The sequence below is a fragment of the Bacillus sp. M13(2017) genome (genome assembly GCF_002218325.1).
Taxonomy (GTDB): Bacteria; Bacillota; Bacilli; order Bacillales; family Bacillaceae_G; genus Bacillus_A; species Bacillus_A thuringiensis_K.
This window is the reverse complement of sequence record NZ_KZ268523.1, coordinates 24066-48405: the sequence shown is the minus strand read 5'-3', so window position 1 is coordinate 48405 and position 24340 is coordinate 24066. Positions and strand designations below refer to the sequence as shown.

Genomic DNA, 24340 nt, shown 5'->3' with positions numbered 1-24340 from the left:
CCGCCAGCGTTCATCCTGAGCCAGGATCAAACTCTCCAATAAAGTTAGTTTGTCTAGCATCTAAAATAAAAATTGACGTTTCACGTTGTTTGTTTCGTTCAGTTTTCAAAGAACTACTTCGTCGCTCGGAAGCGACTTTATCAATATAACATTTCGTTATATTTTCGTCAACAACTTTTTTCAATAAGTTGTTTTTCGTTTGTTTTGTTTGTTACCTTTCGTGGCAACGAATATAAATATACCAGTTTGATTATTAAAATGCAATAGTTTTTCTAATAAAATTTTTAACTTAGTAAAAAAGTATAAAAACAGCACATTTCTTCTATATAAATATAATTTCTCGCACTATCAAGATTTACTATACCCACGCAACTCATGCTCAAATAAAAAAAGCTTTGGAGAAATCTCCAAAGCTTAGTCTTGTTTATGGCGCATAGCAGGGAATAATAATACATCACGAATAGATGGTGCATTTGTTAATAACATAACTAGACGATCAATACCAATTCCTAATCCACCCGTAGGAGGCATACCGTACTCAAGAGCTTCAATATAATCATCATCCATCATATGAGCTTCGTCATTACCTTGTTCGCGCTCTTTTAATTGCGCTTCAAAACGTTCTTTTTGATCGATTGGATCATTTAATTCAGTGAATGCATTTGCATGTTCACGTGCAACGATAAATAATTCGAAACGATCTGTGAATCGTGGATCTTCATCATTCTTTTTCGCAAGCGGCGAGATTTCTACCGGATGACCGTAAATAAATGTTGGTTGGATTAATTTATCTTCTACTTTTTGTTCGAAGAATTCATTTATAATATGACCAACTTCCATTGTATCTTTAATTTCTACATTATGTTCTTTTGCAAGTTCACGCGCTTCTTCTACACTCATCGGATTCCAGAAATCAGCTCCAGAGTATTGCTTAATCGCATCTACCATATGAAGACGTGTCCATTCTGGTTCTAGATTAATTTCATAATCACCATACTGGATTGTTGTTGTACCCAGTACCTTTTTCGCGATATGAGCAACCATATCTTCTGTTAACTTCATAATATCTTTATAATCAGCGTATGCTTCATATAATTCAATCATCGTAAACTCAGGGTTATGACGAGTTGATACACCCTCATTACGGAATACACGGCCGATCTCATATACTTTTTCTAAACCACCCACAATAAGACGCTTTAAATGTAGCTCAATTGCGATACGCATATATAATTCCATATCTAACGCATTATGGTGTGTAGTGAAAGGACGCGCAGAAGCTCCACCTGCAATTGCATGCATCATAGGTGTTTCCACTTCAAGATAACCGTTGTCATCTAGGTATCTTCTCATCTCACGAATGATTTTACTACGAGTAACGAACGTTTCACGACTTTCCATACTTGTAATCAAGTCTAAGTAACGTTGACGGTAGCGTTGTTCAACATCTTTTAATCCATGGTATTTATCTGGTAATGGACGAAGAGATTTCGTTAATAGCGTAAAGCCTGTTGCTTTTACTGAAAGTTCTCCAACGTTTGTTTTGAACACTTTACCTTCAATACCTACTAAATCACCTAAATCTGCTGTTTTAAATAATTCGTACTCGTCATCTCCAACAGCATCTTTACGAACATAAATTTGAACTTGTCCATGTAAATCTTGAACGTGTGCAAATCCAGCTTTCCCTTTTCCGCGTTTTGTCATAATACGACCAGCGATAGAAACAGCGATTTCCTTCTCCTCTAATTCTTCCTTAGAGAACTCTCCATATAGACTCACTAAGTCAGTTGTTGAATTTGTGCGTTCAAATCTTTTACCGAACGGGTCAATTCCTTGTTCACGTAAATTATGTAGCTTTTCACGACGAACAATCAATTGGTCGTTTAATTCTTCGTGGTTCATGTTATCCATGATATTGATATCACTCCAGCTCTATTTAATTTTACAATATATACAGTATAGCATTTTCTACTCAACTAGAAAAACTGCCAGCAACTAACTGGCAGCTCTTCTTTCTTTCACGTAATTATAGGAAGTGTATAGAAGAATGTCAATCTCCTATGTCCATTATTAACCAACGTAAATTGTTTGTTGTTTCGCTTCCACTTCTTCTACAAATGTACCTAACACATTCGCAAGGTCTTCCCGTGTGTTACAAGCATTAATACCATTACGTACACTCGCATTACCACGAACACCTTTTAAATACCAAGCTGCATGTTTTCTCATCTCTCTTACAGCGACACTTTCATTCTTTAAGTCGATAAGACGATCTAGATGCAACATACATACATCAATTTTCTCGCGCACTGTTGGTTCCGGCATTAATTCACCCGTCTCCAAATACTTTACCGTACGATAAATCATCCACGGATCTCCAAGAGCAGCACGACCAATCATAACACCATCTACACCAATTTCATCAAGCATACGCTTTGCATCTTGCGGCGTTGCGACATCACCATTTCCGATAACCGGGATATTTACAGATTGTTTTACTTGTTTAATAATATCCCAATCCGCTTTTCCTTCATACATTTGCACTCGTGTACGTCCGTGAACCGCCACAGCTTGGCCACCAGCACGCTCAACAGCCCTAGCATTTTCTATTGCGAAAATATGTTCTTCATCCCAACCGATACGCATTTTAACTGTAACCGGCTTTTCAACAGCATCTACAACCGCTGCTACCATTTCATATATTTTATTCGGGTCTAAAAGCCACCTTGCCCCCGCATCACATTTAACGATTTTCGGCACTGGACAACCCATATTAATATCAATTATGTCTGCTGTCGTATATTTATCTACATATTTCGCAGCATCTACAAGAGTTTCTTTCTCTCCACCAAAAATTTGTAAACTTAATGGCTTTTCTCTCTCGTCGATATATAACATATCTAATGTTCTTTTATTATTAAGCAATATTGCCTTATCACTTACCATTTCAGCACAAACTAAGCCGGCACCAAATTCTTTTACTGTTAAACGGAATGCAGAGTTACACACTCCCGCCATCGGTGCTAGTACAACCGGATTTTTCATCTCGATATTTGCAATCTTTAACAATCAATCTACTCCTTCCTGTACAATCACTTTGGCATTAATTCCTCTATTGAAACATTTAATGCCTTGGCAACTTCTACTACAAAATCTTGAGAAGGCGATCTATTCCCTCTCTCAACCTCACCTAAAACAGATACAGATACCCCTAGTTCTTTAGCAAAACCTTCTTGTGTATAGCCTTTTAGCTTTCGAAAAGCACGAATGCGTCTTCCCCATTTTTCTGCTTCCATACCGTTACTCCCTCTCGCCTTTTCATTTCTTCTACTTGTGAACGTGAAATGTTTTGTTTTATGTCTTGATTAATCTCTAACAACGGAACGATAACAAAAGCTCTTTCAAACATCCGCGGATGCGGAACAATAAGATTCTCTGCTTCAATATTCTCTTGATTATAAAGTAAAATGTCAAGGTCGATAGTCCTCGGCCCCCACCTAATTTCCCTTTTTCTTCCTAGGTCATTTTCTACTTTTTGTGTTACTTTCAATAATTCTTGTGGTGATAAATTGGTAGAAATTTTTATAACTAAATTTAAAAAGCAACTTTGGTCAGTATAGCCAACTGGCTCAGTTTCATATACAGATGAAATATCATCAACCTGAATATAAGGATTTTTATTTAAAAACTGAATCGCTTCAGTTAGATACGTATAACGCTCTCCAATATTTGACCCTAATGCAATGTAAGCTATATTGTTCATGGACGTCCTCTCGTAATTTCTACTGCTACAGCACGATAATGACCCGGTATCGGTGGATCCGGCTTAATTACCTTAATTGTACAGCGCGAAATACTTTCATATTGTTTTAATATATCTGCAGCAATATTTTCAGCGATACTCTCCACAAGCTTATACTTTCTATCCTCAACAACTTTTCTACATAATTCGAAAAGCTCTCCATAATTGACCGAATGCTCTAAGTCATCATTTTCCCCTGCACACTTTAAATCCAACTCCACCGTTAAGTCAACTTTAAATCTCTGACCTAATTTATTCTCCTCTGGGAACACACCATGATAACCATAAAACTCCATATCATGGATATAAATTTTATCCAATTACCTTACCCCCTTACCAATCATCGCATCCATCATTTTAGCCATACGCGCCATTTCTTTCACATCATGGACACGAACAAACTCACAGCCCTTTTCAATACCAAGACAAACAGTAGCTCCCGTTCCCTCAAGGCGTTCCTCTACTGGCAAATCTAATACGTGCCCAATAAAGGACTTTCTCGAAGTACCTAAGAGAACCGGATAACCTAGCACATTTAACTGTTCTAAATTACGCATCGCCTCTAAGTTCTGCTCAGGTGTTTTAGCAAAACCGATACCTGGATCTAAAATAATATTCTCATCTCGCACACCAGCATTTTTAACAATTTTAATACTGTCATACAAATCAGCAATCATATCCGCCATTAAATTACGATAATTCATATTATCGCGGTTATGCATTAAAATGATGGGTACATCATAATGAGCTGCGACTTCAGCAATTTTTGGCTCCGCCTTCGCTCCCCAAATATCATTAATAATATGAGCACCAGCCTCAATTGCTTGCTTTGCAACTTCAGCTTTATATGTATCGATAGATATAGGCAATTTTACTTCTTTTGAAACTGCTTGAATCATCGGGACAACTCGCTTTATTTCTTCTTCTACTGATACTTTAGCAAAACCTGGGCGAGTAGATTCGCCACCAATATCAATAATATGAGCACCTTCACCTTGCATTTCTTTTGCGTGACGTACCGCAGCATCTACCTCGTTGTAACTCCCACCATCAGAAAACGAATCTGGTGTTACATTTAAAATTCCCATGATTAATGTTTTTTCATTTAAATTCAATGTATATTCGCCGCAGCGTAAATCATAATCCCACTTCAAACTACGCATCTCCTCTTCGTAATTCATTTCTGCTCCATAATTTCTCTCTTTGCATTCCATAAAGGTACATTAAACTTTTTGTAACCACTCCTACTTTACCCGGGAAATCCTGCGCTTCTATACGATAAAGCGGAACAATTTCTTGAATGGAGTTTGTTACGAAGACTTCATCCGCTGAAAGTAGCTCATCTTTTGTAAAGAAACCTTCCTTTACTTCTATATTTAATTGTTCAGCACTCTTTATAATAAACGCACGAGTGATACCATTTAAAATCCCTGTCTCTAACGAAGGCGTATATAAAACATCACCTTTCACAAAAAATAGATTCGAAACAATACCCTCTGCAACATAACCTGCTTCAGTAAGGAAAATACCTTCCTTACTCACAACATTTCCAATTTCACGCTTCCCTAAAATATTATTTAAATAGTGATGAGACTTCAGGCGAAATGTTCCTTCCGGTGTATTTCGCACTTGTTTTAGAATAACACCTTCTTTTTCCGCTACATCCCCCGGCGCTGTTAAAGGTTTTATAAAAACAATAACCGAAGGCTCTTCATACATTTCCGTTTGTAATCCTATTTCATCTATACCCGCTGATACATTAAAACGTACATATGCATGCTCCAATTCATTCTTAGCGAGTAAATTTTTTAAAATAAGCATCACATCATTTTTTGTCATTGTCCATTTAATTTGCAATGTATCCAGCGCTTCTATTAAACGATCATAATGATCATCCAATAAGAAAGGATGACCATTATAAATACGAAACGTTTCAAAAACTCCAAGACCATATAAATAACCATGATCATAAGGAGAAATTTTCGCTTCACTTGCTTCTACATACTGACCATTTACGTAAATTAACATAATGTTGCACTTGGCCTGTATTTACAAATGAAATTCTGTAACAACTCTTTCCCATGAGAAGTCATAATAGATTCCGGATGGAATTGCACACCCTCTATCGGCAATGTCTTATGACGAAGTGCCATAATTTCTCCTTCCTCTGTCCAAGATGTTATCTCTAAGCAATCGGGTAACGTTTCTTTCTTAACAATAAGGGAATGATAGCGCGTCGCAGTAAACGGATTAGGAATATCCGAAAAAATCGTCTTTCCATCATGATGCATAAGCGACGTTTTCCCATGCATTAATCGTTCTGCACGGACAACCTCTCCACCAAACACTTGTGCAATGGATTGATGCCCAAGACAAACTCCAAAAATCGGAATCTTTCCAGCAAAGTATTTAATAACTTCCATACTAATCCCCGCTTCATTAGGACTACATGGACCTGGAGAAATCATTAGAAAATCTGGTTTCATATTCTCAATATCTGAAATGGTCACTTCATCGTTACGTTTAACAACGAGCTCTTGTCCAAGTTCTCCAAGAAACTGCACTAAATTAAATGTAAAAGAATCATAATTATCAATCATTAATATCATTTCTCTCACCTAACCGTTTCTTCGCTACGTTCTTTTGCACGCCATAAAGCAATCGCCTTTTTTAACGACTCTTTATATTCATTTTCTGGATTTGAATCAATTACAATTCCCGCCCCTGCTTGTACATGAGCTTTTCCATCTTTAGCAAGAAGTGTTCTAATTACAATATTCAATTCTGTATCTCCAGAATAACCAATCCAACCGATTGAACCTGTATAAATCCCTCTTCGAACAGGTTCTAATTCCTCAATAATTTCCATCGTACGTATTTTCGGGGCACCAGTAATTGTTCCCCCAGGGAATACAGCCTTCACTAAATCAAAAGCATCTTTATCTTCTTCCACCTCACCACGCACATTAGAAACAATATGCATAACATGTGAGTATTTCTCAATTACCATAAATTCATCTACTTCTACAGTGCCATATTTACAAACACGTCCTAAATCATTTCTTTCTAAATCCACAAGCATTACATGCTCTGCTCTTTCTTTTTCGTTCTCAATTAATTCTCTTGCTAATTCTTCATCCTCTTGCTCATCCGCGCCTCTAGATCTCGTTCCAGCAATTGGTCTTGTACTTACTTCAGTTCCTTGTTTCTTAATTAACAACTCTGGCGATCCACTAACAATTTGAAAATCCCCAAGCTCCAGGTAACCCATATATGGAGATGGATTAATTTCACGAAGACTTGTATAAATTTCTAGTGGGTGTGTCTGTAACGTTCTTTCTTGTCTCGTCGACAAGTTTACTTGGAACACATCACCCGCCCCAATATATTCTTGAATACATTCAACTGCCTTCATAAAGCTGGCTTCAGTAAAAGCAACCGCTTCACTTTTCTTTTCAGGACTTTCAAAGGGCACTGTCACTTCAGGCGCTTCCGTCATCCAAAGACCCTTCCACTCATTTAGCCGTTCTTTTGCCTCTTCATATTTATCTACATAATGCGTAATAATCCATAACACTTGTTCTTTTTGATCATAGACAAATACGTCATCAAATAATAAAAAGAAGATGTCAGGTATATTAATATCATCTTCCGCAAGAGAAGGCAGCTTTTCAATATAACGGATACAGTCATAACTGAAATAGCCAATTGCACCACCTTGAAAAGGCGGATACTCTGGGTTATAGTCCGTCTTCCATTGTTCCATATATTCTTGCATTAAATCTAACGGATTCCCTCGTTTTATTGTTTCCTTACCACTTTCACTTATATGTAACGTTTCATCCTTCCCTTGGATTACCGCTACTGGGTTCAGCCCTACAATGTTATAACGACCGCCACGGCCACTTTCTAACAAAATATGTTGCGATTTACCCTGAGAAAGAAATTTATATTGCTTAAAGAAATCTAACTGATATGGAATAGAAAGCGCTAAAGATTTTCTTCGTTGCATATCAACACCCCGTCTTCTTTTATCCCACCCTCTTAGATAAACCAGCTCAAACTACATAAGTTATTTATATAGAGATTGATTATACTCGAAGGCTAGTGAAAATAATTTAATTATACTACCTCTTATTTTACATGAAGTTTTCTAGTCATTCACTCTTTTCCTATTTCCAATCCCAAAAGAAAAAGCACCCTTTTTCAAGGATGCTTTTTCAATCGCATTTAATTATGATTCAAATTGATAAAGTGGTGTACTTAAATAACGTTCACCATTACTCGGGATAATAACAAGTACCTTTTTCCCTTTACCTAACTTTTTCGCAACTTCTGTTGCTGCATAAATAACCGCGCCTGAAGAGATACCAACTAAAATACCTTCCTCTTTAGCCACTCTTCTCGCATATTCAAATGCTTGCTCTGTTTTCACTTGAATAATTTCATCATATACTTCTACATCCAACGTCTCCGGAACAAATCCCGCCCCAATTCCTTGGATTTTATGTGGACCTGGTTTCCCACCAGATAATACTGGTGAATCTGCAGGTTCTACCGCATAAATTTTAATATCCTTATACGCTTCCTTCAGTACTTCACCAGCACCAGTGATCGTTCCACCTGTACCAATACCTGCAATAAATGCATCTAATTGGTCGCCCATTTGTTCAATAATTTCTGGACCCGTTGTTAAACGGTGAATTTCTGGATTCGATTGGTTTTTGAACTGTTGTGGTATAAAGTAGCCATGCTCTTTTGCTAATTCAGTCGCTTTACGAATTGCTCCACCCATTCCTTCAGGCCCTGGAGTCAATACTAATTCCGCACCGTAAGCACGTAATAAATTACGACGCTCAATACTCATTGTTTCTGGCATTACTAAGATTGCATTATATCCTTTAGCAGCCGCTACCATCGCTAAACCAATTCCTGTGTTACCACTTGTCGGCTCAATGATTGTATCGCCTTCTTTTAATAATCCCTTTTTTTCAGCATCTTCAATCATAGCTAATGCAATACGATCTTTAACGCTACTCCCCGGATTCATAAATTCTAATTTTAAGTATATATCTGCGCTGTCTGATTCTACGATGCGGTTCAACTTAACGATCGGCGTTTTCCCGATTAATTCTGAAACTGATTGTGCCACTCGCATTCCTGTCACTCCTAACACCGAGTATTTTTATTGGTTTTATTTATATTTAGATTTTGTCAGAAAATTCCCTGTTTGTCAATTCATTTGGAGGATTGCTCCTCTTAATTCCCTTATTACAAATTCTCGATTAAATTTGTAATATCTTCTTTAGAGAACTTGTATCGTTCATTACAGAAATGACAGTGAACTTCCGTCTCTTCCTCTTCTTCACGAACTTGCTCTAACTCTGTTTTACCTAAACTAATTAATACACTCTCAATACGCTCGCGTGAGCATGTGCAATTAAATTGAACATCCATTGTTTCTAATACTTTTACTTTATCTTCTCCAAGAACTGCATATAGTAGCTCTTCCGGAGAAAGGCCTTGTTCAATCAACGTTGATACAGGCGGAATCTTTTGTAAACGGTCTTCAATAAATGAAATCGTTTCATCTTGCGCACCCGGCATAATTTGAAGGATAAATCCACCTGCCGCTAATATGCTATCATCTCCATTTACAAGAACACCAACACCTACAGAAGAAGGCGTTTGTTCAGAAACTGCAAAATAATACGTAAAGTCTTCTCCTAATTCTCCTGAAACGATTGGAGATTGACCAATAAACGGCTCACGCATTCCAATATCTTTAATTACAGTTACAAACCCCTCTGTACCTACCGCTTGATATACACGTAACTTCCCTTGTTCTGTTCCTTCAAAATCAACATGCGGATTCGTTACATAACCACGTACATCTCCATTTGCATGAGCATCTACTAAGATAGGGCCAATTGGACCGTTACCTTCTACCTTAATTGTTAACTTTTGCTCACCTTTTAACATTGCACCCATCATTGTACCCGCAGTTAAAGAACGCCCTAGTGCCGCTGAAGCTGTTCTCCATGTATCATGACGTCTTTGCGCCTCACTTACTGTATTTGTTGTACGCACACTATACGCACGCACTTCTCCATCAAACGCTAACGCTTTTACTAAATAATCTTTCATACGTATTTATTCACCTTTCTCATGCTGTAAATTTGCATTACGTTCATATAACATATACAAACCTTTTAACGTTAAAAACGGATCTACAATATCAATTACATTCGATTCTTCGGAAATTAATTTTGCCAATCCACCTGTTGCAATAACTTTAGGTTCTTGTCTAGCTTCTTCTTTCATACGCTTAACAATACCTTCCACTTGTCCAACATAACCATAAAGAATACCAGATTGCATCGCACTTACTGTATTTTTCCCAACAACACTGCTTGGTTTTGTAATTTCGATACGAGGAAGTTTTGCCGCTCTGCTATATAAAGCCTCTGCTGAAATCATAATTCCTGGTGTAATAACTCCACCCATATAATGCTTTTCTTCGTTAATATAACAATATGTAGTAGCCGTACCAAAATCAACGATAATAAGCGGACTTCCATATAAGTGGATTCCTGCTACTGCATTTACAATTCGGTCTGCGCCTACTTCACGCGGATTTTCATATTTAATATTTAGTCCTGTTTTTATCCCAGGCCCTACTACAAGCGGTTTAATTTTAAAATATTTTTCACACATGCGCTCTAAAGCAAACATAATTGGTGGTACAACTGAAGACACAATAATACCTTTCACATCTTCAAACGAAAGACCCTCATGCTCAAGCAATTGCTTTACAAGCATTCCATATTCATCTTCTGTCTTATGACGATCTGTTTCCATGCGCCAATGCTGACGAAGTTCCCCCTCTTCAAACACACCTAGTACAGCATTTGTGTTCCCTACATCCAATACAAAAATCATATTCTCACCACTTATCTTATTTAATCTATATTTGTGCAGTATGTATAAAACTTATAAAAACATCATATCACACATACTTATATAATCAGCTTTCCTATCCTCATCATTTTACAAAAAGATTGCTCTCTATTTCAATTTTTAATACTAGTTTTACTTAAATTACTTTATCCACTAAGTTCTCAATAGTAATTAACAAAGGTTTTAACAAACAAAAAAGGAGTGACGATAGTCACTCCTTCTTTTCTTACTTATCTTCTTTATCTTCATCGTCTTTCTTCATGTTGATGTTTACTTTCACATCATCTGAAGATGTTGGACGTTCTGGCAATCTGCCGTAATCACATAAATGATTGATTTGCTCTGCATCTAACGTTTCTACTTCAAGTAACGTTTGCGCGATAATATCTAGTTTATCACGGTTTTCAGTAAGAATTTGTTTTGCACGAGCATAACATTCTTTCATAATTGATTGCATTTCCATATCGATTTCATGTGCAATCGCATCACTATAGTTTTGTTCTGAGTGGAAGTCTCTTCCTAAGAACACTTGACCACCTTGCGAGCTACCAAATTGCATCGGTCCAAGTTTGTCACTCATACCAAATTCCGTAACCATGCGTCTTGCAATACCAGTCGCACGTTGGAAGTCATTATGAGCACCTGTACTCACTTCACCAAATACAATCTCCTCAGCTACTCGGCCACCAAGTAAACCAGTGATTTTATCAAGTAACTCTGGCTTTGTCATGAAGTAACGATCTTCTTTCGGAAGCATTACCGCATATCCACCAGCCTGACCACGAGGGACAATTGTTACTTTATGAACGACATCAGCTTCATCGAGAACAACACCAATTACAGTATGACCTGCTTCATGGAAAGCAACGATATTACGTTCTTTTTCAGAGATAACACGACTTTTCTTAGCTGGACCTGCAATAACACGATCCGTCGCTTCATCGATATCACTCATATCAATTTTCTTCTTATCTTGACGTGCAGCTACTAAAGCAGCTTCGTTTAATAAGTTTTCAAGATCCGCACCAGAGAATCCTGGTGTACGAGTCGCAATCGCTCTTAAATTAATATGCTCATCAAGTGGTTTATTACGCGCATGTACTTTCAATACAGCTTCACGGCCATTTACATCTGGACGATCTACTGTAATTTGACGGTCAAAACGACCTGGACGTAATAACGCTGGGTCAAGAATGTCTGGACGGTTTGTCGCAGCAACGATAATAATACCTTCGTTTGCACCGAATCCATCCATTTCAACAAGTAATTGGTTCAATGTTTGCTCACGCTCATCATGACCACCACCAAGACCTGCGCCACGTTGACGACCTACTGCATCAATTTCATCAATGAAAATGATACAAGGAGCATTTTTCTTTGCATTTTCAAATAAATCACGTACACGTGATGCACCGACACCGACAAACATCTCTACGAAGTCAGAACCACTGATAGAGAAGAATGGAACGCCAGCCTCACCTGCAACAGCACGCGCTAATAAAGTTTTACCTGTACCTGGAGGTCCAACTAATAGGACACCCTTTGGAATACGAGCACCAACTTCAGAGAACTTACGAGGGTCTTTCAAGAATTCAACTACCTCAACAAGTTCTTGTTTCTCTTCATCCGCTCCAGCAACATCTCTGAAACGAACTTTTTTCTTTTCATCATTATATAACTTCGCCTTACTTTTCCCGAAGTTCATAACACGGCTACCGCCGCCTTGAGCTTGGTTTAATAAGAAGAAGAATAAAATGAAGATGATGACAAATGGAATGATTGAAGTAAAGAATGTTACCCAAGCACTTGTTTCTTCTGCTGGTTGATACTTAACTTCGGCACCTTTCGCTTTATCATTAATTTTCTTTTGTAATTCCTCAGTATTTGGTGCATAAGTAACAAATTGTTCTCCTTGGCTAGAGTTATTAAATTGTCCTTTTACCTCAAATACACCATTTTTCGGTTGAAGTTGCACATTACGCACTTCACCGCTTTCTAGTTTAGTAATGAATTTGTCGTAGCTAACTGATGTCGTTTTTTGTGTCGAACCATTAAAATAGCTCACGATTCCAATTACTACTAAGAATATCAGTAAATAAAAGATGGTATTACGGAAGATACGATTCATTCCTAACCTCCTCTCACGGCATAAACACTATAGTAAATCGTAACATAGAAAAACTTTCCTATACAATTGTGAAGCCTATATTTAATTAATTTGAGTAAACGCTTGGTTTTAATACGCCTACATAAGGAAGATTACGGTACTGCTCTTTATAATCTAATCCATATCCTACTACAAATTCATGTGGAACAGTAAATCCAACATAATCCGCTTTCAGATCAACCTTACGGCCTGTTGGCTTATCTAATAATGTAACAATTTTTACAGACTTCGCTTTACGATATTTGAATAAGTCTACTAAGTAGCTTAGTGTAAGACCACTATCAATAATATCTTCGACGATTAAAATATCGCGACCTTCTACAGAAGTGTCAAGATCTTTTAAAATTTTCACTTCGCCTGTTGAAACTGTAGAGTGACCGTAACTAGATACAGCCATAAAATCCATTTCAAGATATGTATCTGTTCTCTTTAATAAATCTGCCATGAATGGCATTGCGCCTTTTAATACACCAATTGCAAGAGGTACTGTGTTTTTATAATCCTCTGCAACAATTGCACCTAGTTCGCGCACCTTTTCTTGTATTTGCTCTTCAGAAATTAATACTTTTTCGATATCTTGATTCATCATTTCATTATCCTCCCGGAAGACTCCTTGCTTTTGTAGTGAATAATCATATATTTATCCTTCTTTGCCATCTCTTTCGAAATTGCAAATGCAGATCGCTTCAACAAGGGTACCCAAATAATGGTCCCACTTGCATCACAAACGACCGGCCATTCTTCTCTTTTTTCTTTCGGTACTTTTGCTTCGATAAAAATAGCTTTTATCTTTTTCGTGCCATTCATACCTTGTATTGACATGCGATCTCCATTTTCCCTAGAACGAATACGAAGTGGATATGATATATCATTATACTTAGCAACAAATACTGTTTCATTCATGTTACTTGGTATATCTTCGCTCACCTCTGTTACAAATTCATCCCCGTTCAATAGCGTAATGGTCCCGGGTACTGATAAATCTTGTAAAAAAGGAGAAACAATTTCTTGTTTAAATCTAAAGCTACACTCCTCGTATGTACGAACAATTTTCAAATCACCCGGAAAATCAAGTGAACCTGAAGGTTGTGTCCGCTTAAAAAACTCAATCACCTTGTCAATATGTATGGAAGAAAGAGAAGATGGAATCTTATATTCATAAAGATAGTTTAATATTAGTTGAATCCCTCTTCTTTGTAAAGGCATAGACATGGATTCAAAGGCAGGAATTGATAAGCTAATTTGTTTATCACTTTTTTTTGTAATTACTTTATTCATTTTCTCAAAAGCTAATTCCTGCAAATAAGCCTCATCCTCTTGCATCTGCACGCTAAATTTTTGGAATTTCTCATGCACTTGCGGATTTTCTTCTTTCAAATGAGGAAGGACATATTTACGTAATCGATTCCTTGTATATACTTCCTTTTTATTACTCGGATCTATACGTGGCATTAAATTTAGCTTATTACAGTAATCAACAATTTCTTCCTTTGTTACGCCAAGTAACGGCCTAATTAAATATCCATTATGAAAAGGACGCTTCACTGCAATTCCTGCATATCCTTTCGGAGTACTCCCTCTTACGAGACGCATTAAAATTGTCTCGACTTGATCATCTCCATGATGTCCAAGAGCAACATATCTTGCATCATATTTCTTCATTATTCTTTCCAAAAATGCATATCTGCATTCTCTAGCAGCAACCTGTGCATTCATTCCGTATTGCTGTTGATATTGTGATACATTAATCCTTATCGTTTCACAAATAATTCCCAGTTCTTCACAAAGGCCCTGCACAAATTGTAAATCCTCATAAGATTCATCACCTCTAAACATATGATCCACATGAGCAACTACAATTTTCAACTGTTTTTCCGCTCTTTTTTCTAATAAATAATATAAAAGCGCTAACGAGTCAGGACCACCAGAAACTCCCACAACAATTGTTGAATCATTCTTTAATACATCATGCTGCTTTACAAAGTCATCTACTTTTTCAACAAATGTATCTTTCAACTTCGCAATCACCTTTCATTAAACAAGAACAGCAACCTTAGTAGCCTTGTCTACAATGGTACAACTTTTACAAACATTGTGCAAAAAAAAGATATACAAAAATTACATTTTTATCTTACATCCTCCGTGTATATTCACAAAATTAATAACATTACCTTTTTCCACAAAAAAACCTAGGTATACACCTAGGTTTTTAAAATCAAATTATAGATAAACATTCCACTTACATTTTACTGCGCCTGCATTCCTACAATCGGAATCGTAGCCCACTTGGGCATATTTTTCTTCACTTTTGCCACTACAATAGTCATATCATCATTTATATAACCGTCACAAGAGCGAATCACTTCTTCCATAATGATATCAGCAATTTCTTGCGGGTCTTCGGTTTGCAATTCTTTAATTTTTCGTTTCATCCACAATTCATGATTCTCCACATGCTGCGCTCCTTCAAAAATCCCATCGCTCATCATAATAAGAATATCGCCCGTTTTTAATTGTTCACCCACCACATCAACTTCAACATCTTCGATGATTCCCATCGGTAAATTACTTGCTTCAATTTTCAAAATATTATTTGCACGTTTAACAAAACTCGGCGTCGATCCAATCTTTAAAAACCTTGCACTCGCATCCCGCAAATCTACCATAGCTAAATCTAATGTCGTAAACATTTCTTCTGTCGTTCTCAAAGAAAGAATTGAATTGATAGACTTAATTGCTATTTCTTCATCAATGCCTGATTGGAGTATTTTTTGTAATAATTTCACCGTTTCCTTACTTTCCATATGAGCTCTTTGCCCATTACCCATACCATCACTAATTGCAAGTGCATATTTACCAACACTTAAATCCATCATCGCATAAGAATCACCCGAAACAAACCCACCACCCTTTGCAGCTGTGGCTAAGCCCGTATCAAGAGAATACGTTTTCGCTGAACCAAATGATATTAAGCTATGACCATTCGGATAAGAAGATTTTTCTTCATGTTTAACAACAATATTTTCCTTTAGAATATCAGAAAGCATCGGTGCGACTAACTTTTCACACTCTCCATGTTCATTAGATGCAACTGGAATTAACATTTCAATATCAATACTTCCTCTATCTAAACAATAAATATCAACATGCTCTACTTCGACACCAAAATCACGGAACGCTTGCATAATCTGTTCTTCCTGCACTTGATGATTTTCACGCTCTCGTTGTATCTCCTTAGCAAAATCCTCCATAACCTTTGATACACCTAATAGTTGCTCGGCTACTATTCTACGATTTTCCTTCATTTGTTTTCGTAATTTTTGACCCTCATAGAAGTGATCTAATTCACCTGCTACTAAATCCGTCACTTTTTTCCCTCTCACACAATGCTTGTCCCACTCACGAACTAATTTACGATTATGTTGCAGGGTTCCTTCTTCCGTTTCATTCATTATTTGTTTCATATAATCGTACGTTTTATCAAAATTCACTACCCAGCATTGATCCTTTTTAAAGCATGTTTGACATGTTTTCGCAGTAATTGTACTCAAAAACAAATCTGCTTCTGTCTCTTTATCTTCTTCCTCTACATACCCATATACAGAAAAGCTATTAGATAAAGCAGCAAATACATTTGCAAATTGTTTGATTTTATTTGCTGTAACATCACGCATCCTTCTTAAATATTGTTGTTGATCTTGCGAATGCTCTTGTGTACCTGGCATAAATTTAGCAATACGATCCAAAACAAGCTGCGGTGTTAATAAGAAGATAACAATCGCTACACCTGACTCAATTAAAGTTGTTACAATATTTGTCTGTTTGTCTACATATAATGTAATTAAGCTTGTCCCAATTAATAAACCTAAACTAACACCTAAACGCTTCCCTTCTTTTAACAATCCACCAAGCAATCCAGAAAAAGCAAGAAGGCTAAGCTGAGACAAGCTAGACACATTTGCTAAACTTAATATTAGTCCTGTTACAACCCCCACTGTAGATCCTGTGGCAGCACCCGCAATAAATGCAAATACTAGCACTAAATACCTTGTAAAAATATGTTGAATAGAAGCATCATATACAAACCAATCTGTTGTACCTGTTAAAACAGATGCTAGTAATATAATCAAACAAACAATTTCTTCCGTCTCTAATGCCTGTTGTTTTCCTTTCCTTTCCACTAAAAGCGGGACACTTTGTAAAAATATCATAGTTAATACGAAACTAAGTCCAGCCTCGATAGTACTAACGAGTAAATCGTACATGGTGACAGTTTGTTGCGCAAAATATACAACAACTAAGTGTGCTGTTAATGCGGAGATAAATACTTGAAATGGAACAAGTCCAACAGTTTTACGTGTAAATCGACTAAAGAAGATATTATAAATGAAGAAGGTAAAGATGGATGCAAAGGTAAAAAACAAATTATCTATCGATACTGAAAGAGCTCCTCCCATTAGAGCTAAAAATGCTAGCGGCATCTTATCCCGCTTCATAACATAAACAGCAGCAAAAAATGGCAGTGCAAACGGTAAAATATTTGTTAATATATATGCTCGTCCCAAAAGAAAACCAATAACAACAATAATAAATCCCCATCTAAAGAAAACTTGCTCAAATTTCATTCGCAACTTACTCGTCCACTTTATTCCTCCAAGCTGACTCTCATTCATTGCCAATGCACTTGTATTCATAGTATTCCTTCCTGCTTTAGGCATATTTTTAACACCACCTGCATAGTTTAATTACTGTCATTATAAAAGACGATTGTTGGTTTTTTTGTCAAAACAACAGTTTTCACTTTTATAATCGTTCGACTTTTTATTCGAAATAACTCTACAGATATACACGGTATGTAAGTTATTTTTGATATTTTAATTAAATATTCAGAAAATATAGGGTGATTTTGTAGAAGTGTTGTATATCTTAATTTATTTAACAAAAAAAGATCATGCAAATTTGCATGATCTTTTTTTGATGACCCGTACGGGATTCGAACCCGTGTTACCGCCGTGAAAGGGCGGTGTCTTAACCACTTGACCAACGGGCCGTTAAATTAAATATAGCGGCGGAGGGGATCGAACCCCCGACCTCACGGGTATGAACCGTACGCTCTAGCCAGCTGAGCTACACCGCCATGTCGTCTTATTTAACGGACAATTAGTATCTTACATCAGATACTAATTAAAGTCAACACATCTCAAAAACTTTTTTAAAAATATATTTTTACATATAAAAAAGCACCCTGAGCCATCACCCTGGGTACCTCTCTATATGTTAAAAACTAAACGTTCTTATTATCCGCGACGCGCGCCACGGCCACCACGTTTAGACTCTGTGTTACGCTTTAAAGAAGTTAAGCGATCTTCGCTATCTTTTAAGAAGCGTGCCATCTTTTGCTCAAATGTTTCTTTCGGAGCTCGGTCGTTACCGCCACCGCGATTATCTCTGTTGAAAGAGCGATTATTACGTTGTGGACGTCCAGAACGTTGTTGATCACCACCGCGTTGGTATTCACCGCGTGGACGATCTCCTTCTGTTTTTTCACGTTCTTTCGCTTTTTTGATAGATAAACCAATCTTTCCATCTTTTTCAACATTAATAACTTTTACTTCTACTTGGTCGCCCACTTTTAAGTGATCGTTAATATCTTTTACATAGTTATCAGCAACTTCACTAATATGAACAAGACCCGTTAAGCCCTCTGGCAGCTCCACAAAAGCCCCAAAATTTGTAATACCTGTTACTTTACCCTGTAACTTGCTGCCTACCTCGATTGACATAAAAAAAATGCTCCTCCTTAGTGGTTAAAAAGTCAAATTTTACTTTATTATATATAATCCTAAAATATAGTGTCAATAAGACATACTCTACTTAGAAACAGGAAAAATTATCTCCCCTTTACCAGAGAAGAAATAATCCCTTCTAGCAATCTTTAATACGTACTCTTCATCATTTAACTTTTGAACTTCGTCTTTTAGACTTTTTTCTTTATTCGTTAATGAATCCAGTTCTTTTTTCATGTCCTTAACTTTTGCTTCTTTTGCTTTAATGGAACTGTTTTGTTGATAAAACGTTACACTAATACTCGCAATAATTGTAAAAGTAAAGACAAGAAAAACCGCTAAACGGCGATAAAGTCGCTTCCTGTTCTCATCCGTTTGTATTATATGCTCTTTAACAGGATTTGGACTCTGTTTTTCGATTGTTCTTTGTCTCAGTTCCCTCATTTCCGAGGTCCCCCTAACTTCTTTTTTATACGCTCCCATAATTGGAAGATATGTCCCTTCAATTTTGCTATATATTGCAGGAACCCTATATGTTTCACTATAAAAAGTTTAACACGATTAGGGAGAAGTTTCCATATGAGCGAAGCAATAAATCGAACAGGCCAGAAAAAAACTTTCCATATGAAAAGTAATATCCAAATCACCATTTTCCATAACACATGTCCAATTGAAAGCAGTATACGAAATAAGAATAATATAAATGCAATAAATAGCTGCGCTATAATAATAACAGGTTTTATCATGAGTAGCTGTATAATTCGAACAAAAAAATATGTTGTTTGCATAAAAATATAGATGAGAAAATTTAACAGCTTCATGTATAGTGCCTTCAGTAAGCTTTGATATGCCGCAAAACCACATAATAATGCCAAAAACACATATATACGTAGCTCAGCTTCATTTACGAGAAGCAATACATAAAAGACGAATAATGCTTGGACAATCCAAAATAATATATCATGTATAAATACAAGCCAACGTTTACGTTCTTGGCGCTTTAAAAAACGTTGATATGTATCTAAAGACGCTCCAATCCAAGCACCCATTCCAATCATTGAAAGCATTGTATACAACTGAATTGTTAAGCTCATTTAAACAACTTACTAAAGAAACCTTTAGTTTTTTCCCCTTGATTTTCATCAATATACAGCATCTCATTAACTTTCCCTTTAATCGACACAATACCTTTTTCCACATCTAAATTTTTCATTTGTAAATTTTGACCACGAATCGTTAAAAAACCCATTACGGTCTCTAGTAAAAACTCTTCGCTATCAAAACTCTCTACCTGCTTTACACCGGTAATATCAATTATACGCCTGCCACGCATAATAATGTCATGCTCTACAGAAACATTTTGTTGATTAGAAGACGTAGGTGAGTAACCATTATTCACGTAAATCCCCCCATAGGTTTTTACTAGCTAATAGTAATGTATGAGGGGATAAATGATTTTAGAACAAGCCTTCTTCCGCTTTTACTTTTTCTTCACGAACTAAGCTATACATATTTGCTGCATCTTCTTTTTTAGTTGTTTCTTTTAATTCATTTATTTTCACAGTCACTATTTTTTGACCAAAACGAATTGTTAATTCGTCAGCTACTTTCACATCAGAACTCGCTTTTGCCACCTGACCATTAATAGATATTCTTCCTTGATCAGCTACTTCTTTCGCTAATGTTCTTCTTTTAATTAAACGTGATACTTTTAAAAACTTATCTAGACGCATATCAAATCCCCCTATTAACGCTCTGTCTGTTTCGCTTCTTCCCATAAAACATCTAACTGTTCTAATGATAAATCTTTCATCTCTTTATTCATTTCAGCTACTTTTGCCTCCATGTATAAAAAACGACCAGTAAATTTCTCATTAGTTGAACGTAACGCCTCTTCTGGATCTATTTTGTAATGACGAGCTATATTAACAAATGCAAAGAGTAAATCACCAAACTCACCTAGCATCTTTTCCTCATCCATATTTGTAACTTCTTGTTGGAACTCTTGCCATTCTTCCAAGGCTTTCTCTATCATCGGTTGCACATCAACCCAATCAAATCCAACCTTACCAGCTTTCTTCTGAATTTCATAGGCGCGTAGTAACTGCGGCAAACTTTTTGGAACGCCATTTAAAACAGATTCTTTCACGAATCCTTTTTCTTGTTTTTTAATCTCTTCCCAATTTGCAATCACTTCATCAGCGCTGTTTACATCCGTATTTCCAAACACATGCGGATGGCGACGAACCATTTTCTCAGATAGAGTTCGAATGATATCATCTATAGAGAACCAACCTTCATCTTCTCCGATTTGAGCATGAAGCATAACTTGTAATAATATATCACCTAATTCTTCTACTAAGTGATCATCATCCTCTTCATCGATTGCTTCCAACACTTCATAAGCTTCCTCAATTAAATATTTCTTTAATGATTGATGTGTTTGCTTTTTATCCCACGGACAACCATTTGGACCACGAAGTTCCGCAATAATTTCTCTAAGAACATCAAACTGTTGATACAAGGACGCACGCTCCTGAACTGGCGGCACGTACACACTCGTTAAATTATTCAATTCCGTTTCATGATCTAACATGTACAACGGTACCTTCTTTACTTGTTCAAATGAAGTTCCTGCAGCTGTTACGATATACAATTCATAATCATCTGGTAACATCTCCATTAATGTTAATTTCACATCAGATGCAACGAATGCATCATATACTTGGCAAAAGATTAAATGTTGACGCAGTTCTAATTGCCCTCTTTCAAATGATGTAGCATCAAGTAATTGGAATCCTTCAATCGGATCAATCTTTAGACTTGCAAACATAGGATCAAGGAAACTTTGTCCACCCTCAATTCGCACTTCAACATTTGAAACTTCTCCTTTTTCCAACAGTAGCTGAACTGTTCTTTCTGCTACAAGTGGATGCCCGGGAACAGCATAGATAATTTCTGTACCTTCAGCTTGTTCTAGCAATTTATTCGCAATTGTTTCATATACAATTTCAAACGTATCATGTGCTTCATATACAGCATCAAAAGACGTATATTGTACGCCTTCTTTCTCCAATTCTTCTATAACTGGATGTTCTTTCGTTCTAACAAACAGATGGTCTGCTTCTTTTATTTTTCGATATACACCCATCGTTAGCTGATCTAATTCACCAGCTCCTAAACCTAAAATAGTAATGATTCCACTCACAACCAGTCACCTCTATCCACTCTTCTTCAATGAACCTTCTTTTTCCTCTTGTTTCATAACGGTTCCTAATTCTTTTTTTGTAAATACACGTAATTTCAAAATAAAAAACATATATGTCAATCCGCCGATGGCTACACCTAACAACGCTTCAAGCGTCGCGCTTCCTCTATGTTCCGTATTAATTACTAATCCAGACATATGTAACACATGTGTGAACATCATTAATACAAATCCCATACAAATACCACTAATTACTATCCCTAACATATTTCGCTTATTGATAAGTGCCCCTGATACAGCTCTCGTAAGCAACAAACTATTTAGTCCAGAGATTATAATTAACGCACATAAAGTCGCAAAGGCTGCACCTTTCACACCAAAATAAGGCATGAATATATAATTTAACGCTAACTTTAAGCAACCTCCAAATACAACAAATAATGCTGGCTTAAACGTTTGCCCTAATCCTTGTAAAATAGAAGCTGTCGTAATTGACAATGAACTAAATAAAATAGATAACGATAAAATAGATAAAACATCTGATCCATCACTGTTTTCAAACAACATAATATTGGTAGGTTGAATAATACAAGTTAGTCCAATAGTTGCTGCAAGTCCAATAACAAATGTTATTTTCATTGCTAACTTTACCTTTTCTTGAATAAAGGAAAGATCTCCTCTTTCCTTCGCCGCTGTAATAATCGGAATAAGTGACAACGAGAAAGAAGTCGTCACAACAGTACCTAATTGCATTAGCGGAATACTTCTATCATAAACACCCTTTAATACCTTTGCATTTTCAGCCTGTTCTCCAGCACCAATAAGTAAGCTGTAAAAGGACACTGAATCAGCCATCTGTATAAAAATAAGCACTAAATTACTAACACAAATCGCTAACCCCTGCCAAAAAAGGATTTTAACTATCTTCCTTTTACCCTTAATTCTCGCTGCACTTTTGAAAAATATAGAACGAAAATCTTGACGCATATACAATATAAGTACAATAATCCCAATAAGTCCACCCGCAATTGAGCCTAACATAGCCCCTGCACCAACTGTATATAAATCAAGTCCGTGAGCAATTAGGAATAGCGATAAAAATACAATAATAGAAACTCGAATTGTTTGTTCTATTACTTGCGAAACAGCCGTTGGCATCATATTATTAAATCCTTGAAAATACCCTCTTGCTACAGACAAAAATGGCATCAATAAGAATGAAAATGAAATAACACGTAGTAACTTATCTAAGTGTATATCGCCCATAGCTACCGCAATTGTTTCAGCCCCAAAAAACAATGTAAAGAAGCCTATAAAACCAATTCCTAATAAGAACCAAAAAGATACACAAATAATTTCTTCTGCTTCTTTTTGTTTTCCCCGCTCTAGTCGTTCTGCAACCATTTTCGAAATGATAACAGGAAATCCATAAGTAGCTAAAATTAAACAAAATCCATAAAACGGGTAAATTTGTTGGTAAATATAAAACCCAATATCCCCCGCTATATTTTGATATGGAATACGGTAAAAAGCGCTTAATACTTTTGTAACAAAACTTGCAATCGTTAATATAATAGCCCCACGCCAAAAGGCTTGATACTTCTTCGCTTCCATACAAGAAAACTCCTTTTTCTATTCTCACCTCTCGTATTATATCATAAAGAAAAGAACAAACTCCCTTACCAACACGGGTAATAATGAGTTCCTACACGTTAAAAATATTCAACGAAAAAAGGTAGCAAAGTGCTACCTTCATTCAATATACATATATCTCCAAATAATTGATTTCTCAAAAAGAAAGATCATAATTAGGAAAGATTGCTACTTCTAAAATCAATATACCCTTACTGTTCCATTTGTTTCGCTAAGAAACTGGCAGCAGTATTAACCGCTTTATGCTCGATCTCGCTTATAATAGCTTCTTTTGAAAAAATAATGACGGCTCCAATCGGATCTCCGTTTGCAACAATTGGTCCAACTGTATAAGAATGAACCTTTTCTGTTACACCATCAATAATGGAAATATCACTTTCATCCGTCATAATAACAGACTTTCGTTCTTCCATCGTTTTTTCAATTAAATCGCCAACACTTTTATTTAAGTATTCTTTTTTCGATACGCCTGATACTGCGATGATAGAATCTCGATCACACACAAGCACATTATGTCCTAAGCTGTCATATAAAGCATCAGCATATTCTTTTGCAAAATCACCTAGCTCACTAATTGGAGAATACTTCTTTAAAATTACCTCTCCATCGCGATCAACAAATATTTCTAGTGGGTCTCCTTCTCGAATACGTAAAGTTCTACGAATTTCCTTCGGGATTACGACCCTGCCTAAATCATCAATTCGACGTACGATTCCAGTTGCTTTCATTCTAATGCTGCCTCACTTTCTACTGATGATCAA

24 protein-coding genes and 2 tRNA genes are annotated in these 24340 nt (G+C 36.4%); all 26 read right to left on the bottom strand.

From position 1 onward, the window contains the following. Nucleotides 1–414: 414 nt before the first annotated feature. The 26 genes from lysS to spoVT all read right to left on the bottom strand — a co-directional run bounded on the left by lysS (nucleotide 415) and on the right by spoVT (nucleotide 24307). On the bottom strand, nucleotides 415–1914 hold the full coding sequence (lysS, locus tag CGQ22_RS29600) for a lysine--tRNA ligase (RefSeq protein WP_000369668.1): 1500 nt from the start codon (nucleotides 1912–1914) through the stop codon (nucleotides 415–417). Nucleotides 1915–2073: 159 nt separating this feature from the next. Beyond that, on the bottom strand, nucleotides 2074–3072 hold the full coding sequence (gene dusB / locus CGQ22_RS29595; protein WP_000912251.1) for a tRNA dihydrouridine synthase DusB: 999 nt from the start codon (nucleotides 3070–3072) through the stop codon (nucleotides 2074–2076). 23 nt (nucleotides 3073–3095) lie between these two features. Then, nucleotides 3096–3299 (bottom strand): helix-turn-helix domain-containing protein, encoded by a 204-nt coding sequence (locus tag CGQ22_RS29590; protein WP_000387031.1) that lies wholly within the window; start codon nucleotides 3297–3299, stop codon nucleotides 3096–3098. Continuing rightward, nucleotides 3251–3766: a 2-amino-4-hydroxy-6-hydroxymethyldihydropteridine diphosphokinase gene (gene folK, locus CGQ22_RS29585; RefSeq protein ID WP_001059450.1), complete on the bottom strand. Its 516-nt coding sequence runs from the start codon at nucleotides 3764–3766 to the stop codon at nucleotides 3251–3253. Before folK ends, CGQ22_RS29590 begins: the two co-directional genes overlap by 49 nt. Next, nucleotides 3763–4125, bottom strand: coding sequence for a dihydroneopterin aldolase (gene folB / locus CGQ22_RS29580; protein WP_089149712.1), 363 nt, complete (start codon nucleotides 4123–4125; stop codon nucleotides 3763–3765). Before folB ends, folK begins: the two co-directional genes overlap by 4 nt. Then, nucleotides 4126–4986 carry a dihydropteroate synthase gene (gene folP, locus CGQ22_RS29575; protein WP_002164271.1) on the bottom strand — a complete coding sequence of 287 codons (861 nt, stop codon included), beginning with the start codon at nucleotides 4984–4986 and terminating at the stop codon, nucleotides 4126–4128. Further along, on the bottom strand, nucleotides 4961–5833 hold the full coding sequence (pabC, locus tag CGQ22_RS29570; protein WP_000909875.1) for an aminodeoxychorismate lyase: 873 nt from the start codon (nucleotides 5831–5833) through the stop codon (nucleotides 4961–4963). The genes folP and pabC overlap by 26 nt, the downstream gene beginning before the upstream one ends. Further along, nucleotides 5827–6414, bottom strand: a complete 588-nt coding sequence (pabA, locus tag CGQ22_RS29565; RefSeq protein WP_000602295.1) for an aminodeoxychorismate/anthranilate synthase component II — start codon at nucleotides 6412–6414, stop codon at nucleotides 5827–5829. Before pabA ends, pabC begins: the two co-directional genes overlap by 7 nt. A gap of 5 nt (nucleotides 6415–6419) precedes the next feature. After that, a complete protein-coding gene (gene pabB, locus CGQ22_RS29560; protein ID WP_001189714.1) occupies nucleotides 6420–7817 on the bottom strand; it encodes an aminodeoxychorismate synthase component I in 1398 nt (465 codons plus the stop codon). A gap of 222 nt (nucleotides 7818–8039) precedes the next feature. Continuing rightward, nucleotides 8040–8963 (bottom strand): cysteine synthase A, encoded by a 924-nt coding sequence (cysK, locus tag CGQ22_RS29555; RefSeq protein ID WP_001261712.1) that lies wholly within the window; start codon nucleotides 8961–8963, stop codon nucleotides 8040–8042. 113 nt (nucleotides 8964–9076) lie between these two features. Then, on the bottom strand, nucleotides 9077–9952 hold the full coding sequence (gene hslO / locus CGQ22_RS29550) for a redox-regulated molecular chaperone HslO (protein WP_000656372.1): 876 nt from the start codon (nucleotides 9950–9952) through the stop codon (nucleotides 9077–9079). Nucleotides 9953–9958: 6 nt separating this feature from the next. Then, the gene (locus CGQ22_RS29545) at nucleotides 9959–10747 is read right to left on the bottom strand and encodes a type III pantothenate kinase (protein WP_000578368.1); all 789 of its coding nucleotides are present in this window, start codon (nucleotides 10745–10747) and stop codon (nucleotides 9959–9961) included. 244 nt (nucleotides 10748–10991) lie between these two features. Further along, nucleotides 10992–12893, bottom strand: coding sequence for an ATP-dependent zinc metalloprotease FtsH (gene ftsH / locus CGQ22_RS29540; RefSeq protein ID WP_001079674.1), 1902 nt, complete (start codon nucleotides 12891–12893; stop codon nucleotides 10992–10994). 85 nt (nucleotides 12894–12978) lie between these two features. After that, on the bottom strand, nucleotides 12979–13521 hold the full coding sequence (gene hpt, locus CGQ22_RS29535) for a hypoxanthine phosphoribosyltransferase (RefSeq protein ID WP_000981844.1): 543 nt from the start codon (nucleotides 13519–13521) through the stop codon (nucleotides 12979–12981). Beyond that, nucleotides 13518–14948, bottom strand: coding sequence for a tRNA lysidine(34) synthetase TilS (gene tilS, locus CGQ22_RS29530; RefSeq protein ID WP_000655468.1), 1431 nt, complete (start codon nucleotides 14946–14948; stop codon nucleotides 13518–13520). The genes hpt and tilS overlap by 4 nt, the downstream gene beginning before the upstream one ends. A 230-nt stretch (nucleotides 14949–15178) precedes the next feature. After that, entirely contained in the window at nucleotides 15179–17650 is a 2472-nt protein-coding gene (spoIIE, locus tag CGQ22_RS29525) for a stage II sporulation protein E (protein WP_139032695.1), read from the bottom strand. A 260-nt stretch (nucleotides 17651–17910) separates the two neighbouring features. After that, a tRNA-Glu gene (locus tag CGQ22_RS29520) sits at nucleotides 17911–17982 on the bottom strand. 13 nt (nucleotides 17983–17995) lie between these two features. Then, nucleotides 17996–18069 (bottom strand) — tRNA-Met (locus CGQ22_RS29515). Nucleotides 18070–18229: 160 nt separating this feature from the next. After that, nucleotides 18230–18715, bottom strand: a complete 486-nt coding sequence (locus CGQ22_RS29510; protein WP_000021451.1) for a S1 domain-containing RNA-binding protein — start codon at nucleotides 18713–18715, stop codon at nucleotides 18230–18232. Between the two features lie 87 nt (nucleotides 18716–18802). Beyond that, the gene (gene divIC / locus CGQ22_RS29505) at nucleotides 18803–19162 is read right to left on the bottom strand and encodes a cell division protein DivIC (RefSeq protein ID WP_001208739.1); all 360 of its coding nucleotides are present in this window, start codon (nucleotides 19160–19162) and stop codon (nucleotides 18803–18805) included. Further along, nucleotides 19159–19812: a spore cortex biosynthesis protein YabQ gene (yabQ, locus tag CGQ22_RS29500; RefSeq protein ID WP_000059773.1), complete on the bottom strand. Its 654-nt coding sequence runs from the start codon at nucleotides 19810–19812 to the stop codon at nucleotides 19159–19161. The genes divIC and yabQ overlap by 4 nt, the downstream gene beginning before the upstream one ends. Further along, a complete protein-coding gene (gene yabP / locus CGQ22_RS29495) occupies nucleotides 19809–20117 on the bottom strand; it encodes a sporulation protein YabP (RefSeq protein WP_001059104.1) in 309 nt (102 codons plus the stop codon). Before yabP ends, yabQ begins: the two co-directional genes overlap by 4 nt. A gap of 58 nt (nucleotides 20118–20175) precedes the next feature. Continuing rightward, nucleotides 20176–20451 (bottom strand): RNA-binding S4 domain-containing protein, encoded by a 276-nt coding sequence (locus CGQ22_RS29490; RefSeq protein WP_001234876.1) that lies wholly within the window; start codon nucleotides 20449–20451, stop codon nucleotides 20176–20178. 14 nt (nucleotides 20452–20465) lie between these two features. Continuing rightward, nucleotides 20466–21926: a bifunctional methyltransferase/pyrophosphohydrolase YabN gene (yabN, locus tag CGQ22_RS29485; RefSeq protein WP_000014236.1), complete on the bottom strand. Its 1461-nt coding sequence runs from the start codon at nucleotides 21924–21926 to the stop codon at nucleotides 20466–20468. Between the two features lie 12 nt (nucleotides 21927–21938). Next, nucleotides 21939–23540 carry a putative polysaccharide biosynthesis protein gene (locus CGQ22_RS29480; protein ID WP_089149711.1) on the bottom strand — a complete coding sequence of 534 codons (1602 nt, stop codon included), beginning with the start codon at nucleotides 23538–23540 and terminating at the stop codon, nucleotides 21939–21941. A 230-nt stretch (nucleotides 23541–23770) separates the two neighbouring features. Then, complete coding sequence (gene spoVT, locus CGQ22_RS29475) at nucleotides 23771–24307, bottom strand: stage V sporulation protein T (protein WP_000648302.1); 537 nt, start codon at nucleotides 24305–24307, stop codon at nucleotides 23771–23773. Nucleotides 24308–24340 lie beyond the last annotated feature (33 nt).